General features: G+C 67.5%; 18 protein-coding genes. 11 read left to right on the forward strand and 7 right to left on the reverse strand.

Going from position 1 to position 16829, the window contains the following annotated elements; translation table 11 throughout:
- Positions 1-95: 95 nt before the first annotated feature.
- Genes P2L57_RS36100 through P2L57_RS36110 form a run of 3 tightly spaced genes read right to left on the reverse strand, consistent with a single transcriptional unit; the run spans position 96 to position 1349 of the window.
- Entirely contained in the window at positions 96-311 is a 216-nt protein-coding gene (locus P2L57_RS36100; RefSeq protein WP_275822068.1) for a DUF397 domain-containing protein, read from the reverse strand.
- On the reverse strand, positions 308-445 hold the full coding sequence (locus tag P2L57_RS36105; RefSeq protein ID WP_275822154.1) for a DUF397 domain-containing protein: 138 nt from the start codon (positions 443-445) through the stop codon (positions 308-310). The genes P2L57_RS36100 and P2L57_RS36105 overlap by 4 nt, the downstream gene beginning before the upstream one ends.
- Positions 396-1349 (reverse strand): helix-turn-helix domain-containing protein, encoded by a 954-nt coding sequence (locus P2L57_RS36110; protein ID WP_275822070.1) that lies wholly within the window; start codon positions 1347-1349, stop codon positions 396-398. Before P2L57_RS36110 ends, P2L57_RS36105 begins: the two co-directional genes overlap by 50 nt.
- A 260-nt stretch (positions 1350-1609) precedes the next feature.
- Here P2L57_RS36110 and P2L57_RS36115 point away from each other — a divergent pair, with 260 nt between their 5' ends.
- A complete protein-coding gene (locus P2L57_RS36115) occupies positions 1610-1783 on the forward strand; it encodes a hypothetical protein (protein WP_275822072.1) in 174 nt (57 codons plus the stop codon).
- A 543-nt stretch (positions 1784-2326) separates the two neighbouring features.
- Here the strand turns inward: P2L57_RS36115 and P2L57_RS36120 are convergent.
- Positions 2327-3421, reverse strand: a complete 1095-nt coding sequence (locus tag P2L57_RS36120) for a methyltransferase domain-containing protein (RefSeq protein ID WP_275822156.1) — start codon at positions 3419-3421, stop codon at positions 2327-2329.
- Between the two features lie 898 nt (positions 3422-4319).
- Between P2L57_RS36120 and P2L57_RS36125 the strand changes: the two genes are divergently transcribed.
- The 4 genes from P2L57_RS36125 (at position 4320) to P2L57_RS36140 (ending at position 6727) form a co-directional block, all read left to right on the forward strand.
- Positions 4320-4727: a hypothetical protein gene (locus tag P2L57_RS36125; RefSeq protein ID WP_275822074.1), complete on the forward strand. Its 408-nt coding sequence runs from the start codon at positions 4320-4322 to the stop codon at positions 4725-4727.
- Positions 4699-5223, forward strand: coding sequence for a DUF6879 family protein (locus tag P2L57_RS36130; RefSeq protein ID WP_275822076.1), 525 nt, complete (start codon positions 4699-4701; stop codon positions 5221-5223). The genes P2L57_RS36125 and P2L57_RS36130 overlap by 29 nt, the downstream gene beginning before the upstream one ends.
- A 40-nt stretch (positions 5224-5263) precedes the next feature.
- Entirely contained in the window at positions 5264-6085 is an 822-nt protein-coding gene (locus tag P2L57_RS36135) for a helix-turn-helix domain-containing protein (protein WP_275822078.1), read from the forward strand.
- A gap of 285 nt (positions 6086-6370) precedes the next feature.
- Positions 6371-6727 (forward strand): hypothetical protein, encoded by a 357-nt coding sequence (locus P2L57_RS36140; RefSeq protein WP_275822080.1) that lies wholly within the window; start codon positions 6371-6373, stop codon positions 6725-6727.
- A gap of 248 nt (positions 6728-6975) precedes the next feature.
- On the opposite strand, the gene P2L57_RS36145 is transcribed toward P2L57_RS36140, so the two are convergent.
- Positions 6976-7569 carry a CGNR zinc finger domain-containing protein gene (locus P2L57_RS36145; protein ID WP_275822082.1) on the reverse strand — a complete coding sequence of 198 codons (594 nt, stop codon included), beginning with the start codon at positions 7567-7569 and terminating at the stop codon, positions 6976-6978.
- Positions 7570-7818: 249 nt separating this feature from the next.
- Here P2L57_RS36145 and P2L57_RS36150 point away from each other — a divergent pair, with 249 nt between their 5' ends.
- Together P2L57_RS36150 and P2L57_RS36155 are read left to right on the forward strand one after the other, a co-directional pair.
- A complete protein-coding gene (locus P2L57_RS36150) occupies positions 7819-8535 on the forward strand; it encodes an alpha/beta fold hydrolase (protein ID WP_275822084.1) in 717 nt (238 codons plus the stop codon).
- 80 nt (positions 8536-8615) lie between these two features.
- On the forward strand, positions 8616-9470 hold the full coding sequence (locus P2L57_RS36155) for an alpha/beta fold hydrolase (protein ID WP_275822086.1): 855 nt from the start codon (positions 8616-8618) through the stop codon (positions 9468-9470).
- Positions 9471-9629: 159 nt separating this feature from the next.
- Here P2L57_RS36155 and P2L57_RS36160 read toward each other — a convergent pair whose 3' ends face one another.
- Positions 9630-10799, reverse strand: coding sequence for a steroid 3-ketoacyl-CoA thiolase (locus P2L57_RS36160; protein WP_275822088.1), 1170 nt, complete (start codon positions 10797-10799; stop codon positions 9630-9632).
- Positions 10800-11035: 236 nt separating this feature from the next.
- Between P2L57_RS36160 and P2L57_RS36165 the strand changes: the two genes are divergently transcribed.
- Entirely contained in the window at positions 11036-12271 is a 1236-nt protein-coding gene (locus P2L57_RS36165) for a cytochrome P450 (RefSeq protein WP_275822090.1), read from the forward strand.
- Between the two features lie 207 nt (positions 12272-12478).
- Entirely contained in the window at positions 12479-13618 is a 1140-nt protein-coding gene (locus P2L57_RS36170; protein WP_275822092.1) for an acyltransferase family protein, read from the forward strand.
- Positions 13619-13733: 115 nt separating this feature from the next.
- Here the strand turns inward: P2L57_RS36170 and P2L57_RS36175 are convergent, their stop codons facing one another.
- Entirely contained in the window at positions 13734-15803 is a 2070-nt protein-coding gene (locus P2L57_RS36175; RefSeq protein WP_275822094.1) for an MDR family MFS transporter, read from the reverse strand.
- A 177-nt stretch (positions 15804-15980) separates the two neighbouring features.
- On the opposite strand from P2L57_RS36175, the gene P2L57_RS36180 reads away from it, so the two are divergent.
- Complete coding sequence (locus tag P2L57_RS36180; protein WP_275822158.1) at positions 15981-16496, forward strand: hypothetical protein; 516 nt, start codon at positions 15981-15983, stop codon at positions 16494-16496.
- Positions 16497-16535: 39 nt separating this feature from the next.
- Positions 16536-16760, forward strand: coding sequence for a hypothetical protein (locus P2L57_RS36185; protein WP_275822096.1), 225 nt, complete (start codon positions 16536-16538; stop codon positions 16758-16760).
- Positions 16761-16829 lie beyond the last annotated feature (69 nt).

A 16829-nucleotide genomic window follows, 5' to 3' on the forward strand; every position in this document is an offset into this window, starting at 1 on the left:
TGCTTCGCAGGGTCGCTGCGGGGACACCCCGGCACACCCCCTTGCGTGGCGCCCTGCGAAAAGGGTGGGTGGGTGGGTGGGGAAAATGCTGAACCTCAGCGGGCGGGCGGGAAGTCGCCTGCCTTGACCCCGGCCACAAACGCCGACCACGCATCGACGCCGAATATCAGGGCCGGGCCGCCCGGGTCCTTACTGTCCCGAACGGGGACGACGCCGGGGAAACCAGGGGCCACCTCGATGCAGTCGCCGCCGTTGTTGTCGCTGTAGCTGCTCTTGCGCCAAGTCGCCGCGCGGAGATCATAGTTGGTCATCGCCGGAAGTCCCCCGCCTTGACCCCCGCCACGAACGCCGACCACGCGTCAGCACCGAATATCAAGGCGGGGCCGTGCGGGTCCTTACTGTCTCGGACGGGGACGACGCCGGGGAAACCGGGGGCTATTTCGATGCAGTCCCCGCCGTTGTTGCCGCTGTGGCTGGACTTGCGCCAAGTCGCCGCGCGGAGATCGTGGTTCGTCATTATCGGCGTACCCTTCCATCGCATCGCTGATCAAGGTGGCAGAGTCACGGGCCGAGAGCGCGTCCGCCCTCAGGAGATCATAAGTGCGCGCATGCCGCGCGATCGCTGCCGGATCATCGCTGAAGTGCCCACGGTCCAAGGACTCCGAGTAGACCCACTCGTGGCCGTCGGGCAACGTGATCAGCGACATCGACGTGTTCGGTGGGACCAGGTGGGCGAGACTGAACGGCGCCACCTGGATCCGGATGTTGGGCCGCTCGCCGATCGCCAGCAGGTGAGCGCACTGCTTTCGCATCACGTCGGGTCCGCCCACCTCCCGCCGGATAGAGCTCTCGTCCAGCACCGCGACCAGGAGCGGTCCTTGGTCGCTGAGGAAGCGCTGTTGTCGGCTCATGCGAGCAGCAACGCGTTCCTCCAGCAGTTCTTCCTCGGACTCGACCTGAGCGAACAATGCGCGCGCGTAGACCTCTGTCTGTAACAGCCCCGGAATGAAGTGTTCTTGAAACACCCGCAACGCCACCGCCACCGCGTCCATCGACGCCCGCCGCCTGAACCAGTCGGGATGCTCCACGGCCGGATACCAGTCGATCCGGCGCCACAGCCGGAGAAGCAGCCCATCGGTGCCCAGCAGCTCGTCACACGCCTTCGCGAAGTCCTCCTGCGGCACCCGCGCACCCGTCTCAACCCGGGTGATCAACGACCGGTCGCACGGGATCTTCCCGGCCAGATCACCCTGGCTCCAGCCTGCCCGTTCGCGGGCATCCCGCAGCACTTCCCCGAAGACGGCTCCCGACGTGGCAGCTGGTCCACCCGCGCCGTTGCGACGGCCCATGGCAACTCCCCTTGGTGACAGATCTCCTGTGGCACCAGCTAAACCCTTTTCAGAGTACGCGCGCAGGGGAACGCTGTGGAAGCACACGATCACCGAGTGCATATCACGCGCAAAGACCCCGGCGGCCGCTGACACGGCCCCGGGGCATGGTCAACGCCGCACAGGAGCGTCAACATGCTTGAGTTTACCGTCCGTTGGTGTGTATGGGTCAGGGCGTGGTGTACGCCCCGGTCCACGGGGCAGCCCTCGGGGGTGGCGCGGTGAGCACTCCGCCCCTGCCGTACCAGGAAGCGTGCCAGGAGTGCGCACGGCTGCGCGCCGCCGAGAGGGCGGCGCGGTTGGACCGGAACCCGAGCAAGGAGGTGGACTACCGGGTGATGGCCCGGCGCCACCTGCGGGTGATCCACCGGGTGGTTTCGGTGGTGCGTGCATGACCGCCGAGCCCGAAGCGCCGAAGCGGGAGGACGGGCCGCCGTCGGCGGTGGTCGACCGTTCGCACGTCCCGTACCTGCCCCCGGGAGCCAAGGTCCCGCCGTGCCCGTTCCCGTGCTCCATCTGTCGGGCCAAGGGACGGCAGTGAGCCATCCGCGCCGCCCGTGAGGCCATGAGCACCCGCCCTGGTCGCCGCGGAGCAACATCCGGTGACCGGGGCGGGCCGATGCGGAGCGCTGCCGCGCCTGCGGCCATCCGGAATCGAACGCGCTTGATTCCAGACGACGTTGCGGCCCGGCATCCCACGGGGAGTGAGCACGGCCCTCCGGAGTCATCGGGCATGGATCTTGATACCGGTTGGCAGAAAGAGGACTTGTGCAAGGGGGCTGGCCCGCGAGTGCGGGGGCCAGCCCGATAGGACCGGTGCGCTACCTGGCGCTGTCGGCGCGATAGATCGACACGTCGCATGCGTCGGTGACGAATGCGCTGATCGGTGAGAGCAGCGCCCGGTTGGTGCGCAGGCTGCGGGTCACCGGCTCACCGGCTCACCGGCTCACCGTGGGTACGGGATGGTCTGGGGAGTCCAGCCATACCTGTTGGCCGTGCTGGTCGACGGTGAGGCCGAACCGGCCGCGCTCGGGCTGACCTTGTGATTCCCACCAGCGCCATGTCGCCTCTACCTCTTCCCAGAGGCGTCGCGGCCCGTACTGCTCGACCTCGAACTCCGACCGGCCCGGGACGTACTCGGCGGTCGCCCACGACTTCCCGTCGTCGGCAGTGATCCACAGGGTCGCCTCGTCGCTTCCGTCCTGTGCGAGGCCCAGGGTCGGCCAGGCGTCCCTCACCTGGGTGCCGATTGCGAACATCCCATCAGGGGAGTCGTCGATGTCGCGCGGGTCGATCCGGGTTGTGGACTTCTCGCCTTCCTCTCCGTGGTAAGCGTCATGGATGTTGCCGCTGCGTCCTCTTTGGGAGCGGCACCACATGAACGCCGGGCTTCCGGTGAACCGGCCGGTCGCGCTGCCGTCGCCCACGTCCAGGGTGGCGAAAGAATAGAAGTGGAAGGAGCCTCCCCAGGGGGTGACGATCCGGCCGCCGGGCGCCTGTTCCACCCACGCGTAGGGGATGTCCCGCACGGTGCAGGTGCATATGATCCGGTCGAACGGAGCAGCCTCGGGGATCCCCTTAGTGCCGTCACCGGTAAGAACCTTCACCTGGAGTCCGGCCGCTTTGAGGTTCGCTCGCGCCTGTTCGGCAATGGCGGGGTCTACGTCGATCGTGATGACGTTGCGAGTGCCGAGGCGTTTGCCGATCCATGCTGCGTTCAGACCGGTTCCGGCACCGATCTCGGCGACGGTGTAGTCCTCGCGTACGTCCAGGAGACCGAGCATCTGAAGCATCATCGACGGCATGGAGCTGGACGAGGTAGGCGTCCCCGAGCCGTCGCCGCCGTCATCGGTCTGGGTGACGACCGGAAGATCTCCGTACACCTTCTGTGCCCACCGTTGGTAGTCGCGGTCCTTGTCCCGGTCCTCGAAGACCGCGGGGCAGAACAGACCTCGGTCGACGCTGGCAACGGCATCAGCCCATTCGGGCAGGAGGGCACCCTTGTTGGTCAGGATCTCAACCAACCGTTTCATCGTGGTCAAGGCACATCACTTCTTCGGGTTGCTGATGGGCTTGTCCCACTTGCCGTCCGATTCCTTCGGCGACTGCTTCTTGTCGCCCTCGCTGCCACCCTTGCCATCTCCGTGTTTGGCCATCAGCTGTTCCTCCGTTGTGGAAGTGGCTGTCAGTTCGAGGTCTCATCGAGCGGGATCGGCGCCGGATCAGGACCGGGGCGTGGACCGGAGGGGCGCGGAGGACTTGGATTGCTCGGCGGTGTCGGCTTCCCGGGACTGAGGCCCAGTGCAGCCCGTATGAGGAGGTGGCCGAGCTTCGGGCTCTTGAGATCGGTCATGTGGCATCTGCCCTTCATTGGTGGGTGGCATCGCAAGGCCCCCCTTGCGGGTCGCCGCAAACCACACGCCGCGGCCCAGGGGCGCTCCGCTTCATCCCGGGCCGTGGGGCGGCCCGTGGTCACCGGAACTCTTCGATCGAATCTGGGTCAGTGGTCCAGTCCAGCCCGCCCTGCTCAGGCGCAAGCCATGCCAGTAGAGGGCCTTCGAAAGCACGATGACTGCGCCCACCCGTGCGCCGGTCGATGTCCAGAGCGATGGCCCCGCAGCACACCAACCCGGCCGCCGTGAGCGAGGTCCACGACGCGGCGCCCCAACCACGGATGCTCCAGGTGACGCAGCCCAAGATCGCGCCTGCTCATGCGGATCGGTGTCTGCTTCATCTGGGGCATGTGCATCGGTGGCTCCTCGTCACTCGTTGCTGTTTCACGTCGATGCGCAGACGACCGTAAGCGGCAGGTGCACCAAGTCCCAAGCAGATTGCGCGAGTTTGCAGCAAGTTGATTGACGGGCTCGGATGCCTCCCCGACGATCGACGTGTCGTGCAAACCCGCGCAAACGAGCAGACGGGAAAGCCGCCATGAAGTTACGGTTCCTTGGCAAGAACAGCACGCCGGGCGACAGCCCTACCCTGTATGCCAGCGACAAGGACAGCTACGTCATCCAAGGCTGGAAGATCTACGCCCAAGACATACTCAGCCAGCTCGGCGTGCCGACTGGTCAGACCGCCGTCGAGGTACCGACCGAACTGTTCGAGCACCTGACGAAGGACGGTCACACGTCCGGTGCAATCGCTAACTTCTCCGCCCCGATCATGCTCGTCACCGAGCACGGCACGTGCATCCTGCAAGGCCCCGAGATGGATGACCCCGAGGCCCTGAGCCAGATGCGCATGCCCGACTACGAGACCTGCATCGAGGTCCCCAAGTCCTCGATCACGGCCCTGCTGGAGGGAAACAGTGGACCTGATCACCCCGGCCGAGCGTGACGAGCTGTTCAACAGCTTCGAACGAGACGCCTTCCACATGGAGTTGAGGGACGACTACGGGTCACCCATCGAAGACACCCCCTATGCCCGGTGGCAGAGTGGCGAGCCCGACGACTACGCGTGGTTGGAGCCCTGGAAGACGCTGATGCGGCGTGTCACCAGCGAGGGAAAGACCGTCCGACGAGTGCGCGTCGTCACGCAACCCCACTCCCAGTACGTCGGCTGGGAGCACTCGCTGACCCACATCAACCTGGAGGTCGGCGAGGACATTCGATGGCTACCGCGGCACCGGCTGCCCGGGAACGTGGTCTTCCCCGTGAACGGCAACGACTGGTGGCTGTACGACGATCGCCTGCTAGCCGTCGGCCACTTCGATCCCGAGGGTAGCGTTCTGGGGTCAGAGATCATCGAGGACCCCGGCATCGTGTCCGAGTGCATCAAGGTGCGCGACCTGCTCTGGGGTGCCGCCATCCCACACTCCGAGTACAAGCCCTGACCCATCAGTGAGCAATCAAGCACAAGAAGCACGAGAGGCGTTGGGTGCCCGGCTTCGCGCGTTCCGCAAGGATGCGGGATTCGCGAGCGGCCGGGCATTCGCCATGGCCACAGGGTGGGCCGAGTCAAAGGTCTCTCGGATCGAAAACGGCAAGCAGAACGCCAGCGAAGAAGACATCCTCCTCTGGTGCATCAAGACCAACAACCAAGTACACACACAGGACCTGATCGCGACAGCCCGCCATATCGATGAGCTGTGGCTTGAGTGGCGCCGTCAGCTTCAGACGGGGGCCGAGAAGCGGCAGAGCAAGGCCCTACAGGTCTACGCCAAGACCAAGGTCTTCCGTATCTGGCACCCCACGGTCGTGTGGGGCACACTCCAGACGGCCGAGTACGCAGCGGAGACGTTCAAACAGGTCGTCGACTACTACGAGATCCCCAACGACACTGAAGCCGCCGTCGCCAAGCGACTTGAACGACAGCGATACCTGTACGAGGGCAACCGCATCTTCAACGTGCTCCTCGGCGAGCAGGCCCTCTACTCCAACTTCGGCGGCCCGGACGTGATGAAGGGACAACTCGACCGACTCTTGGCGGTGATGCGACTCCCACGACTGAGCCTGGGAATCATCCCGAGATCAGCACCGGTCAAGATCTGGCCCGGCAACTCGTTTTCCATGTTCGATGACAGGCTCGTCCTCGTTGAGACGTACTCGGCAGAATTTTCGGTCACCCAACCCCGAGAGGTCGATCTCTACGCCAAAGCATTCGTCCTTCTCAAACAGTCAGCCGTGTACGGGCGCGGAGCCAGAGAACTACTCCTGTCCGCAAGCCATCACTTTGACAGGCAGTCACGCAAGTAGAGGCGGCATCCTGCCCAGGCAGAACTGACGTGCCGTCGGCGGTGGTCGACCGTTCGCACGTCCCGTACCTGCCCCCGGGAGCCAAGGTCCCGCCGTGCCCGTTCCCGTGCTCCATCTGTCGGGCCAAAGGGCGGCAGTGAGCCATCCGCGCCGCCCGTGAGGCCATGAGCACCCGCCCTGGTCACCGTGGAGGGACAGCCGGTGACCGGGGCGGGCAGACGCCGTTTGACCTGTGGCCAGAGACAAGGCATCTCGGCTTCCATACGAGGACAGAGGGAGAACGAGATGACGGCGCACCCTGCTGACCACGACGGGCCGACCATTCCCAGACCCGAAAAGACGTTCACCGCGCTGCACGCCGCCCTCGCACAGGTAGCGCCTTCCAGGCTGCCGGAGATGACAGCCGAGCGTGACACCGTGTTCACGATGGCCACCCAGCACAACAGCTTCGGGTCGATCGCCATGTTCCAGCTCAAATGGGCCACTGTGATCGAGGTCGAGCGTCTTCCGGCCGTGGCCCGGCGCCTGCACGCCGCGGAGCAGGCCGCGCAGAATGCAGAAGACCGCGAGGCCCTTGATCACGCGATGCGTGAGATCCGGGAGATCATGGACCACGCGCGGGCACAGGTGGCCGGCGAGTGACTGGGCGTCTGGGAGTAACTCCCGGACGCGCACCATGTCATCGGCGATACCCCGAACCTCGCCCTCATTGCCCAGATCGAGGAGCGCGCGGACGAACTCGTTCGCGCGGCGGCGGTCGAATACCCGGACGGAACCGCCTACCAAGGCCACTCCCCCGGCCAGCGTGACGAAATCGTGCCCAATGGCATGTTCGAGTACCTGACGATCGTCAGGCACGAACGGATCCACATCACCCAGATCACGGCGTACTAGGCCCCGCGTGTGCGCTCGTAGTGGCGGGCGACCCTGACCCGGTTGCCGCACACGTTGGCCGCGCACCACGTCCGCCGCTTGGTCGCGGCGAGAAACAGCATCGAGCAGGACGGATTCGCGCATCGCCGCAGGGTGGCCAATCGCGCGGGCGAGGCGAGCAGTTCGATGGTCTCGTGGGCGACGGCGGCGAGGGCGGCGTTGCCGCCGTGCTCCGTGTGCCAGCGGGTCTGCGTGGTGGTGCCGGTCCCGGTCCTGACGATGCGCGGGCTCGTGGGCACGGCCGCCGCAGCCGCGTTGATGTCCTCGATGGAGGTGTCCTGAGGGGGCCGGCCGGCCAGGTGGGCGTCGAGTACGTCACGGATCGCGGCCCGAAGCGCTCGGGTGGCCTCAGGGCTGGGGGTGGGCCCTTCGGGTAGCCCTGGCGCCTGCAACTTCCACCAGGTCACGCTGGTCGCCAGCGAGTCGATCAGGTCGACCGGCGGTTGGGCAGCGAGCATCAGGGTGTCCGCAAGGTCCAGGGCGGCCAAGGGTTCGCCCCCCATCGGAAAGCCGGCGCGCTGCATGTCCTCAAGCCGAGGCCGTTTCGTCATGCACTCCATGTTACCCATTAGTTCCCTCCTCCTCGCCTTGAACCAGGCACGCCAGGAACCGCAGACCTAACAGGTAGAGACGACTGGTTGCCATTAGGCAGCTAACGCGTATAGCCTTTCGTTAGGCGTTAGCCAACGGCCAGAGCCATCAGTGGCGACCGGACCGCGTCCGGCGGGAGACCTCCGCCCGCCATCGATCAGGCCCGATGAAACGGCTCATCCGGGATGGCAAGAGCAAAGGAACGAAACATGTCCACCAACCGCGTCGACGTCGTACTCGTGCATGGCGCCTGGGCCGACGGATCGAGCTGGAGGAAGGTGATCGGACCGTTGAAGGCCGACGGCATCAACGTCGTCGCGGCGCCCTTGCCGCTTACCTCCCTGACCGACGACGTCGCGGCACTCGACCGCGTTCTAGAGCGGCTCGACGGCCCGGTCGTCCTGGTCGGCCACGCTTATGCCGGCGCAGTCATCGCGGCGACACGCGACCCGAAGGTCGCCTCGCTGGTCTACGTCGCAGCGCTTGCTCCCGACGAGGGAGAGTCCGCCGGCGACGTGTTCCACCGCGGTCAGCCGCACCCGAAGTCACCGAAGCTTGCGCCCGACCCCCACGGGATGGTCTGGCTGCCCGACGAGGTCTTCGCCAACGCCTTCGCGCAGCACGCCTCTTCCGAGGAACTGGCGATCCTGGCCGCTGCGCAGCGCCCCATCGCCGTGGCCTGTATCGGCGCCCCGATCGAGCGGCCGTTGTGGAAGGACCGCCCGAGCTGGTTCCTGATCGCCGAGGACGACCGCATGATCGCCCCGGAAACCCAGCACTTCACGGCCGAGCGGATGGGCGCCCGCGCCTGCACCCGCCCGGTCGACCACACGCCGCAGGTCACCGCGCCCCAAGACGTCGTGAACATCGTCCTCGACGCCGTGCGTGACGTGGTGACGACCGCGCACCCAGCCCGCAGAAGCTGACCAACAACCCGTGGGCGGGTACGAGGTGGCGACAACCAATCAGCTGCCCGCCTTGAACCGACACACAGGAGAGGCACACCATGACCCCGATTGCCTACCGCACCACCGAGGTGAACGGACTGAAGGTCTTCTACCGTGAAGCAGGGCCCTCGGACGCCCCGAAGCTACTGCTGCTGCACGGTTTCCCCAGCGCCGGCCACATGTTCCGGGACCTCATCCCGCAACTGGCCGACCGCTTCCACGTCGTCGCACCCGACCTGCCCGGCTTCGGGCAGTCCGACATGCCGGACCGTGACAGTTTCACCTACACCTTCGAAGCCATCACCGACGTCATCGAGGGCTTCACCGACGCAGTGGGCTTCGACCGGTACGCACTCTACGTGTTCGACTACGGCGCCCCCACCGGATTCCGGCTGGCCGTGCGGCGACCGGAACGGATCACCGCCATCGTCACCCAGAACGGAAACGCCTACGAGGAAGGGCTCAGCGACGGCTGGAACCCCATCCGCGCCTACTGGGAGCAACCCACCCAGGCCAACCGCGACGCGATCCGCACCCTGCTCCAGCCCGAGACGACGGTGTGGCAGTACACCCATGGAGTCGCCGACCCGTCGTCGGTCTCACCCGACGGCTACACACTCGACAACCACTACCTCGCCCGTCCGGGCGCGGACGAGATCCAACTGGACCTCTTCCTCGACTACGCGAGCAACGTGCAGCTCTATCCCGCCTTCCAGGAGTACTTCCGAACCCACCGGCCGCCGCTGCTCGCCACCTGGGGCCGCAACGACCCGTTCTTCCTTCCCGCCGGAGCCGAGGCGTTCAAGCGCGACATCCCCGACGCCGACGTCCGACTCCTGGACACAGGCCACTTCGCGCTCGAAACGCACGCGGGTGAAATCGCCGCCGCCATCCGCGGATTCCTCAAGGACTGAAGCGCGGTCCGGGCCGGGCCGGTGGCTACGGGCGGACCCAGGGACCACCGACGCGGGGCGCCGCCACTCCAAGGTCGCGCCCCGGTCACCGTGAAGGGACAGCCGGTGACCGGGGCGGGCAGATGCCATGGGGGGATTTGGGGGCAAGCCCCCAAACACCTACAGCCGCTGGATGATCGTCCCCGTCGCCAGCGCGCCGCCCGCGCACATGGTGAGCAGGGCGAACTCCCGGTCCGTGCGCTCCAGTTCGTGGAGCGCGGTGGTGATCAACCGCGCTCCCGTGGCGCCCACCGGGTGGCCCAGGGCGATCGCGCCGCCGTTCACGTTCACCTTGTCCAGGTCGGCGTCGAAGACCTGGGCCCAGGACAACACCACTGATGCGAAGGCCTCGTTGATCTCGACCAGGTCGATGTCCTTCAGCGACATCCCCGCCTTGCCCAGCACCGCCCGGGTCGCGTCGATCGGGCCGTCCAGGTGGAAGTGCGGATCGGCGCCGACCAGGGCCTGGGCCACGATCCGGGCCCGGGGCTTGAGCCGCAGTGCCCGGGCCATCCGCTTGCTCGCCCACAGCACCGCCGCCGCGCCGTCCGAGATCTGCGAGGAGTTGCCCGCCGTGTGCACGGCGGTCGGCATGATCGGCTTCAGGCCCGCCAGCGCCTCCGCACTGGTGTCGCGCAGGCCCTCGTCACGGTCGACCAGCCGCCACATACCGCTGCCCGCGAGCTGTTCCTCCTCCGTCGTCGGGACCTGGACCGGATAGGTCTCGCGCTTGAAGCGCTCCTCCGCCCAAGCGGTGGCCGCCCTCTCCTGGGACAGCAGACCCAGCGCGTCGACTCGCTCGCGGGTCAACCCGCGCCGTTTGGCGATGCGTTCGGCCGCCTGGAACTGGTTGGGCAGGTCGACGTTCCACTCGTCGGGGAACGGCCTGCCGGGTCCGTGCTTGGAGGCGCTGCCCAGCGGTACCCGGGACATCGCCTCGACCCCGCAGCCGATGCCGATGTCGATGACACCGCTCGTGATCATGTTGGCGACCATGTGGTTGGCCTGCTGGGAGGAGCCGCACTGGCAGTCCACGGTGGTGGCCGCCGTCTCGTACGGCAGGCCCATCGCCAACCAGGCGTTGCGGGCCGGGTTCATCGACTGCTCTCCGGCGTGGGTGACGGTTCCGCCGACGATCTGCTCCACGCAGTCGGGCTGGATGCCGGTACGCGCCAGGAGTTCGCGGTAGGTCTCGCCCAGCAGGTAGGCGGGATGGAGGTTGCTCAGCGCGCCGCCGCGCTTGCCTATGGGGGTGCGTACTGCCTCGACGATGACGGGTTCAGCGGCCATGAATCTCGTCCTCTCCTCGGCTCCGGGCGTCCCGGCGCCCGGAACCCACGGCGGAACTAGTACGCGTTCTAGTTCTCCTCGCAGTTGTATTACCCGCGGTACGGGTGCGCAAGGGGCGGTGCACGGCCAACGGGACGGTACGTAACGGAAAGCGCTGAATCCCTTGCCAGTTACAGAAGCCGTTACTAGCTTCAGCAGTCCCCACGCCTGACGAGCCGTCAGCTACGGAGTCGCCGATGTCCTGCCCAGCGCTGCCCGATGGCTTCGACTTCACCGATCCCGACCTGTACCACCAGCGGGTCCCGCTGCCGGAACTCGCCGCACTGCGGGGCACCGCCCCGGTGTGGTGGAACGCCCAGCCGCACAACATCGCGGGCTTCGACGACGACGGCTACTGGGTCGTCACCCGCCACCAGGACGTCAGGGAGGTCTCCACCAAACCCGAGGTCTTCTCCTCCAACCTCAACACCGCGATCATCCGCTTCAACGAGTCGATCACCCGCGAACAGATCGACGTCCAGAGGCTGATCATGCTGAACATGGATCCGCCGGAGCACACCCGGGTCCGCCAGATCGTCCAGCGGGGCTTCACCCCCCGCTCGATACGCGCCCTGGAGGACGCGCTGCGCGAGCGCGCACACCGGATCGTCGCCAGAGCCGGCGAGGCGGGCAGCGGCGACTTCGTCACCGACATCGCCGTGGAACTGCCGCTCCAGGCCATCGCCGAACTCATCGGCGTACCGCAGGACGAACGGGCCAGGATCTTCGACTGGTCGAACAAGATGATCGGCTACGACGACCCCGAACTGGCCATCACCGAGCAGATCGGCGCCGATTCGGCGATGGAGCTGATCTCGTACTCGATGAACCTCGCCGCCGCTCGCAAGGAGTGCCCGGCCAAGGACATCGTCAGCGCACTGGTGGCCGCCGAGGACGAGGGCAATCTGGCCACCGACGAGTTCGGCTTCTTCGTGCTGCTGCTGGCAGTGGCCGGAAACGAGACCACCCGCAACGCCATCACCCACGGCATGCACGCCCTGCTCACCCACCCCGAGCAGTGGGAGCTCTACAAGAGCGATCGGCCGAAAACCGCCGCCGACGAGATCGTCCGCTGGGCCACGCCGGTCGTCTCCTTCCAGCGCACCGCCGCCCACGACACCGTGCTCGGCGGCCAGCGGATCAGACAGGGCCAGCGCGTCGGCATCTTCTACTCGTCCGCCAACAACGACCCCGAGGTGTTCGACGCGCCCGAGACGTTCGACATCACCCGCGACCCGAATCCGCACCTGGGCTTCGGCGGCGGAGGCCCGCACTTCTGCCTGGGCGCCAACCTCGCCCGCCTGGAGATCGACCTGATCTTCAACGCCATCGCGGACGTCCTTCCGGACATCCGACTGACCGGTGCGCCACGCCGGTTGCGCTCCCCCTGGCTGAACGGGGTCAAGGAGCTTCGGGTTACCTACACTCCGTAACTTGTCTGCGCACCCCACCGCAACTCCCGCGCAGCGAAGCCGCTCCCGCGCAGGGACCCGCAACCCCGGGGTGGGGGCCCGCCGCAGGCGCGGGGGACAGTGGCGCGGAAACCCTGATGTGACCCCAAAGCATCACTGCTGGTAGCGTCCCGCAGGCCGTACGAGGTCCCCCACAGCCAGTACACAGCCACCCCGGAGCACGATGCCATGGGCACCGCCATGCCTGCCGCCGCCCCTACGGGCCGCCCGCTGCCCTTCACCGGCGCGGCACCGAAAGCGTCGCCGGTGCGGCGCCCGCGCCTCCACGTACTCGACGGACTGCGGCTGATCGCCGCACTGTACGTGGTCGCTTACCACTACACGGCGTTCGCCGAGCATGACCCGCGCCCATGGGGCAAACCCGTCCATGAGGTCTTTCCCGCCTTCGGACGGTTCAGCGCCTATGGCTACCTCGGGGTTCAACTCTTCTTTCTGATCAGCGGGTTCGTCATCTGCATGACGGCCTGGGGGCGCACCCCGAAGGAGTTCCTGATCTCCCGGGTGACCCGGCTGTTCCCCGCCTACTGGTTCGCCATCGCGGCAACCAGCATCGCCGTACTGCTGCTCGGCGGCCACTGGCTGCGCTTCGGCCGCAGCATCGACCAGGCGCTCACCAACCTGACGATGCTTCAGGATCCGCTCGGCGTCTCGGACGTCGACGGCGTGTACTGGACGCTGTGGTGCGAACTCGTCTTCTACCTGCTCTTCCTCGCGGTGGTGGCCAAGGGGCTGACCTACAAGCGGGTGGTCTCGTTCTGCGGCCTGTGGCTGATCGCCGGAGTGGTCACCGCCAACAGCGGTGACGGCGTGCTGAACACCATCACCATGCCCACCCAGGCCCCGTACTTCGCGGGCGGTGTGGCGATCTACCTGATCTACCGGTACGGGCCCGACCTGACGCTGGTCGGGCTGACCGGCCTCAGCTGGCTGCTCGCGCTGCACCAGACCGCCGGGCAGATGTCCGCGGTGAGCGGGCACGTCGGACACCGCCTGCACTGGGAGTACGCGGCAGGATTCGTCACCGCCTGCTACGCCGTGCTGATCGCGGCCGCCCTGGGCCGACTCGACTGGGTCCGCTGGGGAGGTCTGACGACGCTCGGCGCACTGACGTATCCGCTGTATCTGCTGCACGAGGACATCGGCTGGGCGGTGATCCTGCATCTGCACGGCGCGGTGCCGCCGTGGCCGCTGATCGGCGGGCTCACCGCGCTGTTCCTGTGCGCGGCCTGGCTGGTGCACCGGTTCGTCGAACGGCCGATGTCGCGGTACCTCAAGCGCGAACTGGGCAGGGCACGGGTCCTCGCCTAGGGCCTGCGCCCGACAGAACGTCCCGCCGCGACGGCAGGCATTCCCCCGCGGCGCGGACCGGCCGTGTCGAACCGCCACAACCGACCACGATCCGACGACCGGCCCCGAGGGGAGTTCAGGGCGCCCGTTCCGCTTCCGGTGGACGGCCCGCTGGTCGGTCGTGGTCGTCGCCGCACAGTTGGCCGCTCAACTTCCTGAGCAGGGCGTGCAGATCGTCCGTGGTGTGGCGGGGATCCCACCAGTCGCCGAGGAGTTCGGCCAGCACCTGGGTACGGGCCTCCACCAGCCCTTCCACGACCCGGCGCCCCTCCTCGGTCAGGAGCAGGAGCAGCCCTTCGCGGTGGGTCAGACCGCGCAACTCGGTCTCGGCGGCGGCCTGGTAGACGATGTGCCCCGGAACGGTGGTGCGTTCGGCCAGCAGTCGCGGCGCGGCGGACCCGTAGCGGTTGATCCGCAACAGCAGCCAGCTGGAGGCCGGGTGCAGATCCAGTCCGGCGAGGTCGGTGATCTTCTGGTAGAGGTTCCGGCGGCCTTCGCGGGTGCCCAGGGTGGACAGGGCGCGCGCCACCTCCTCGCGTGAGGAGCGCTCGACCGGGTTGGAGGCGTAGGTCTCGCTGCCGTCCGGAGCCCTGACCGAGCCGCGCAGCGGCTGTTCCCTGAGGAACCAGGACAGTACGAAGGCCACCGCGGCCACCGGCACCGCGTACAGGAACACATCGGTGATGGCCCCGGAGTACGCGTGCAGCACGGCGGCTCTGGTGGCCGGTGGCAGCGCGGCGATGCTGTGCGGACTGGACTGCAGCAGCCTGGGGTTGAATCCGGGCGGCAACGGCTTGCCGACCAGCGCCGATGTCATCTTGCCTGCCAGTTCGTTGGCGAAGATGGTGCCGAAGACCGCCACTCCGAACGAGGCGCCGATGGAGCGGAAGAAGGTCGCACCGGAGGTCGCCACGCCCAGGTCCTCGTAGCCGACCGCGTTCTGCACCACCAGCACCAGTACCTGCATCACCAGGCCGAGCCCGAAGCCGAAGACGAAGAAGTCCACGCTCATCGTCAGGGTGCCGGTGAACTCGTCGAGCCGGTGCAGCAGGAGCAGACCGACGATGATGACGGCGGTGCCGGTTATCGGAAACACCTTGTAGCGGCCGGTACGGCTGACGATCTGGCCGGAGGCGGTCGAGGACAGCAGCAGGCCGAAGACCATCGGCAGCATGTGGACACCGGACAGCGTCGGCGTGACGCCGTGCACCACCTGGAGGAACGTCGGCAGATAGGTCATGGCACCGAACATCGCGAAGCCGATGACGAAGCTGATGACCGAGCAGAGCGTGAAGGTCTGGATGTGGAACAGTCGCAGCGGGAGCACGGGTTCCGCGGCCCTGCGCTCGATCTCGACGAACACGGCCAGCAGTACGGCGCCGAGCACCGCGAGCCCGATGATCTGCGGCGAGCCCCATGCCCAGGTGGTGCCGCCGAGCGAGGCGACCAGCACCAGGCAGGTCGCCACTCCCGCGATGACGGCGGTGCCCGCGTAGTCGATGATGTGCTTGGTGCGGTGCCGCGGGATGTGCAGCGCGGCGGCGATGACGGCGAGCGCGACGACGCCGACCGGCAGGTTGATGTAGAAGACCCAGCGCCAGGACAGATGGTCCACGAACAGCCCGCCGAGCAGCGGCCCGAGCACGCTGCTGGCCCCGAACACCGCACCGAACAGCCCCTGGTAGCGACCGCGGTCCCGGGGCGGCACGATGTCGCCGACGATCGCCATCGACAGCACTATCAATCCGCCGCCGCCCAGCCCCTGGAGAGCCCGGAACCCGATCAACTCGCCCATGTTCCGGGACAGTCCGCACAGTGCGGAACCCACCAGGAAGATGACGATCGCCGTCTGGAACAGCTTCTTGCGCCCGTACTGGTCGCCGAGTTTGCCCCACAGCGGGGTCGCGGCGGTCGAGGCGAGCAGGTATGCGGTGACCACCCACGACAGATGCCGCATACCGCCCAGATCGCTGACGATGGTCGGCAGCGCGGTGGAGACGATGGTCTGGTCGAGCGCGGCGAGCAGCAGGCCCATGAGCAGGGCGCTCATCGCCACGAGGATGGTCCGCCGGGACTGGCCCTCGCCCGGTCCTTCGGCCGGGTGGGCGGCGGCGTCGTTGGAGGTTGTCGCGTCGTCCTGCGCCATCGACGCCTCCCCGGATCTCATCGGCTGCGTACGGCACGCTCTGGGCGCTTTGCCCATACTCACCCCACCGGCCGCCCGGCGCCTGTTGAAACCGCTACCAGGCGGCCGTGGCAAGCTGGCCGGGTGGCGATCGCGGACTTCGGCCCCGAGCAGTTCCAGCTCGTACTGCTGCGGCGGATGGCGGACCACCGGCCGGAACTGGTGGAGGAGGCGCTGCGCACGCTCGCCGCGACGCGCGCCGACCTGCGCGAAGCGCACCGCCGCTGGCAGGCCATGATCCGCTCGCGCACCTTTCCGCACGGTGAGCGCCGCTATCTGATGGTCCTCGGTCAGCCCGAGTCGGTCACCGAACGGCGGATCGGCGATCTGACCTGCCGGGCCCTGGGGTGGCGGCTGCCGCTCTGGCCGGATCTGCGGTTCGAGGTGATGGTGGCGCCGAACGGCAGGGTGTGGAACGAGTGGCTGGTACGGGCGCCCGGCGCCCAATGCCCCGCGCCGCGCACCCTGGAGGACCTCACGCCGTGGTGCTGCACGGTCGACGAGGTGGCGCGCGCCTTCCCGTCCGTTCAGCCGCTGGAGGGCGACGCCCCCACCCGTTGGCGGCTCGCCTTCACGGATCCGGCAACCGGCGGTCGCCATGTCGCGCACTTTACGTACGGGCTGTTGCAGTACGTGGACGAGTCAGCCTCGTAACTCTTCCGCCGGTGCCGGTCGAGGGCACACCGTGGGCCTATGGACCGAACCAGAAGACCGTGGTTACTGCTCGTTGTGCCGGTGCTCCCGCTGCTCGTACTGGTCCGGCTGCTGGCCCGCCGACGGGCTCGGCCCAGGCTGGGCGGCGGTCCGGGTGGCCCGCCCCCGGCGGGCGTACGGGAGCCGCGCCGTCCCAAGCCGTCACCGCCCGCCATCGTGCTCGCGCTGTCCGAGCCCGGCCGCAACGGCAACGGACCGCACTGACCTGCGCTGTTGGCAGGAGCCCGGAAGGTTTTGTATCGTTGAGAAACAAAGTGGCTCCACCCGCTTCCC

The sequence above is a fragment of the Streptantibioticus ferralitis genome, assembly GCF_029223525.1.
GTDB classification, from domain to species: domain Bacteria; phylum Actinomycetota; class Actinomycetes; order Streptomycetales; family Streptomycetaceae; genus Streptantibioticus_A; species Streptantibioticus_A ferralitis.

What these genes read in the sequence shown, in the direction of transcription:
- P2L57_RS36100 (WP_275822068.1), bottom strand. Translation starts at nt 311, where the DNA reads ATGACCAACTATGATCTCCGCGCGGCGACTTGGCGCAAGAGCAGCTAC.
- P2L57_RS36110 (WP_275822070.1), bottom strand. Translation starts at nt 1,349, where the DNA reads ATGGGCCGTCGCAACGGCGCGGGTGGACCAGCTGCCACGTCGGGAGCC.
- P2L57_RS36120 (WP_275822156.1), bottom strand. Translation starts at nt 3,421, where the DNA reads ATGAAACGGTTGGTTGAGATCCTGACCAACAAGGGTGCCCTCCTGCCC.
- P2L57_RS36125 (WP_275822074.1), top strand. Translation starts at nt 4,320, where the DNA reads ATGAAGTTACGGTTCCTTGGCAAGAACAGCACGCCGGGCGACAGCCCT.
- P2L57_RS36140 (WP_275822080.1), top strand. Translation starts at nt 6,371, where the DNA reads ATGACGGCGCACCCTGCTGACCACGACGGGCCGACCATTCCCAGACCC.
- P2L57_RS36145 (WP_275822082.1), bottom strand. Translation starts at nt 7,569, where the DNA reads ATGACGAAACGGCCTCGGCTTGAGGACATGCAGCGCGCCGGCTTTCCG.
- P2L57_RS36150 (WP_275822084.1), top strand. Translation starts at nt 7,819, where the DNA reads ATGTCCACCAACCGCGTCGACGTCGTACTCGTGCATGGCGCCTGGGCC.
- P2L57_RS36155 (WP_275822086.1), top strand. Translation starts at nt 8,616, where the DNA reads ATGACCCCGATTGCCTACCGCACCACCGAGGTGAACGGACTGAAGGTC.
- P2L57_RS36160 (WP_275822088.1), bottom strand. Translation starts at nt 10,799, where the DNA reads ATGGCCGCTGAACCCGTCATCGTCGAGGCAGTACGCACCCCCATAGGC.
- P2L57_RS36165 (WP_275822090.1), top strand. Translation starts at nt 11,036, where the DNA reads ATGTCCTGCCCAGCGCTGCCCGATGGCTTCGACTTCACCGATCCCGAC.
- P2L57_RS36170 (WP_275822092.1), top strand. Translation starts at nt 12,479, where the DNA reads ATGGGCACCGCCATGCCTGCCGCCGCCCCTACGGGCCGCCCGCTGCCC.
- P2L57_RS36175 (WP_275822094.1), bottom strand. Translation starts at nt 15,803, where the DNA reads ATGGCGCAGGACGACGCGACAACCTCCAACGACGCCGCCGCCCACCCG.
- P2L57_RS36180 (WP_275822158.1), top strand. Translation starts at nt 15,981, where the DNA reads ATGGCGGACCACCGGCCGGAACTGGTGGAGGAGGCGCTGCGCACGCTC.
- P2L57_RS36185 (WP_275822096.1), top strand. Translation starts at nt 16,536, where the DNA reads ATGGACCGAACCAGAAGACCGTGGTTACTGCTCGTTGTGCCGGTGCTC.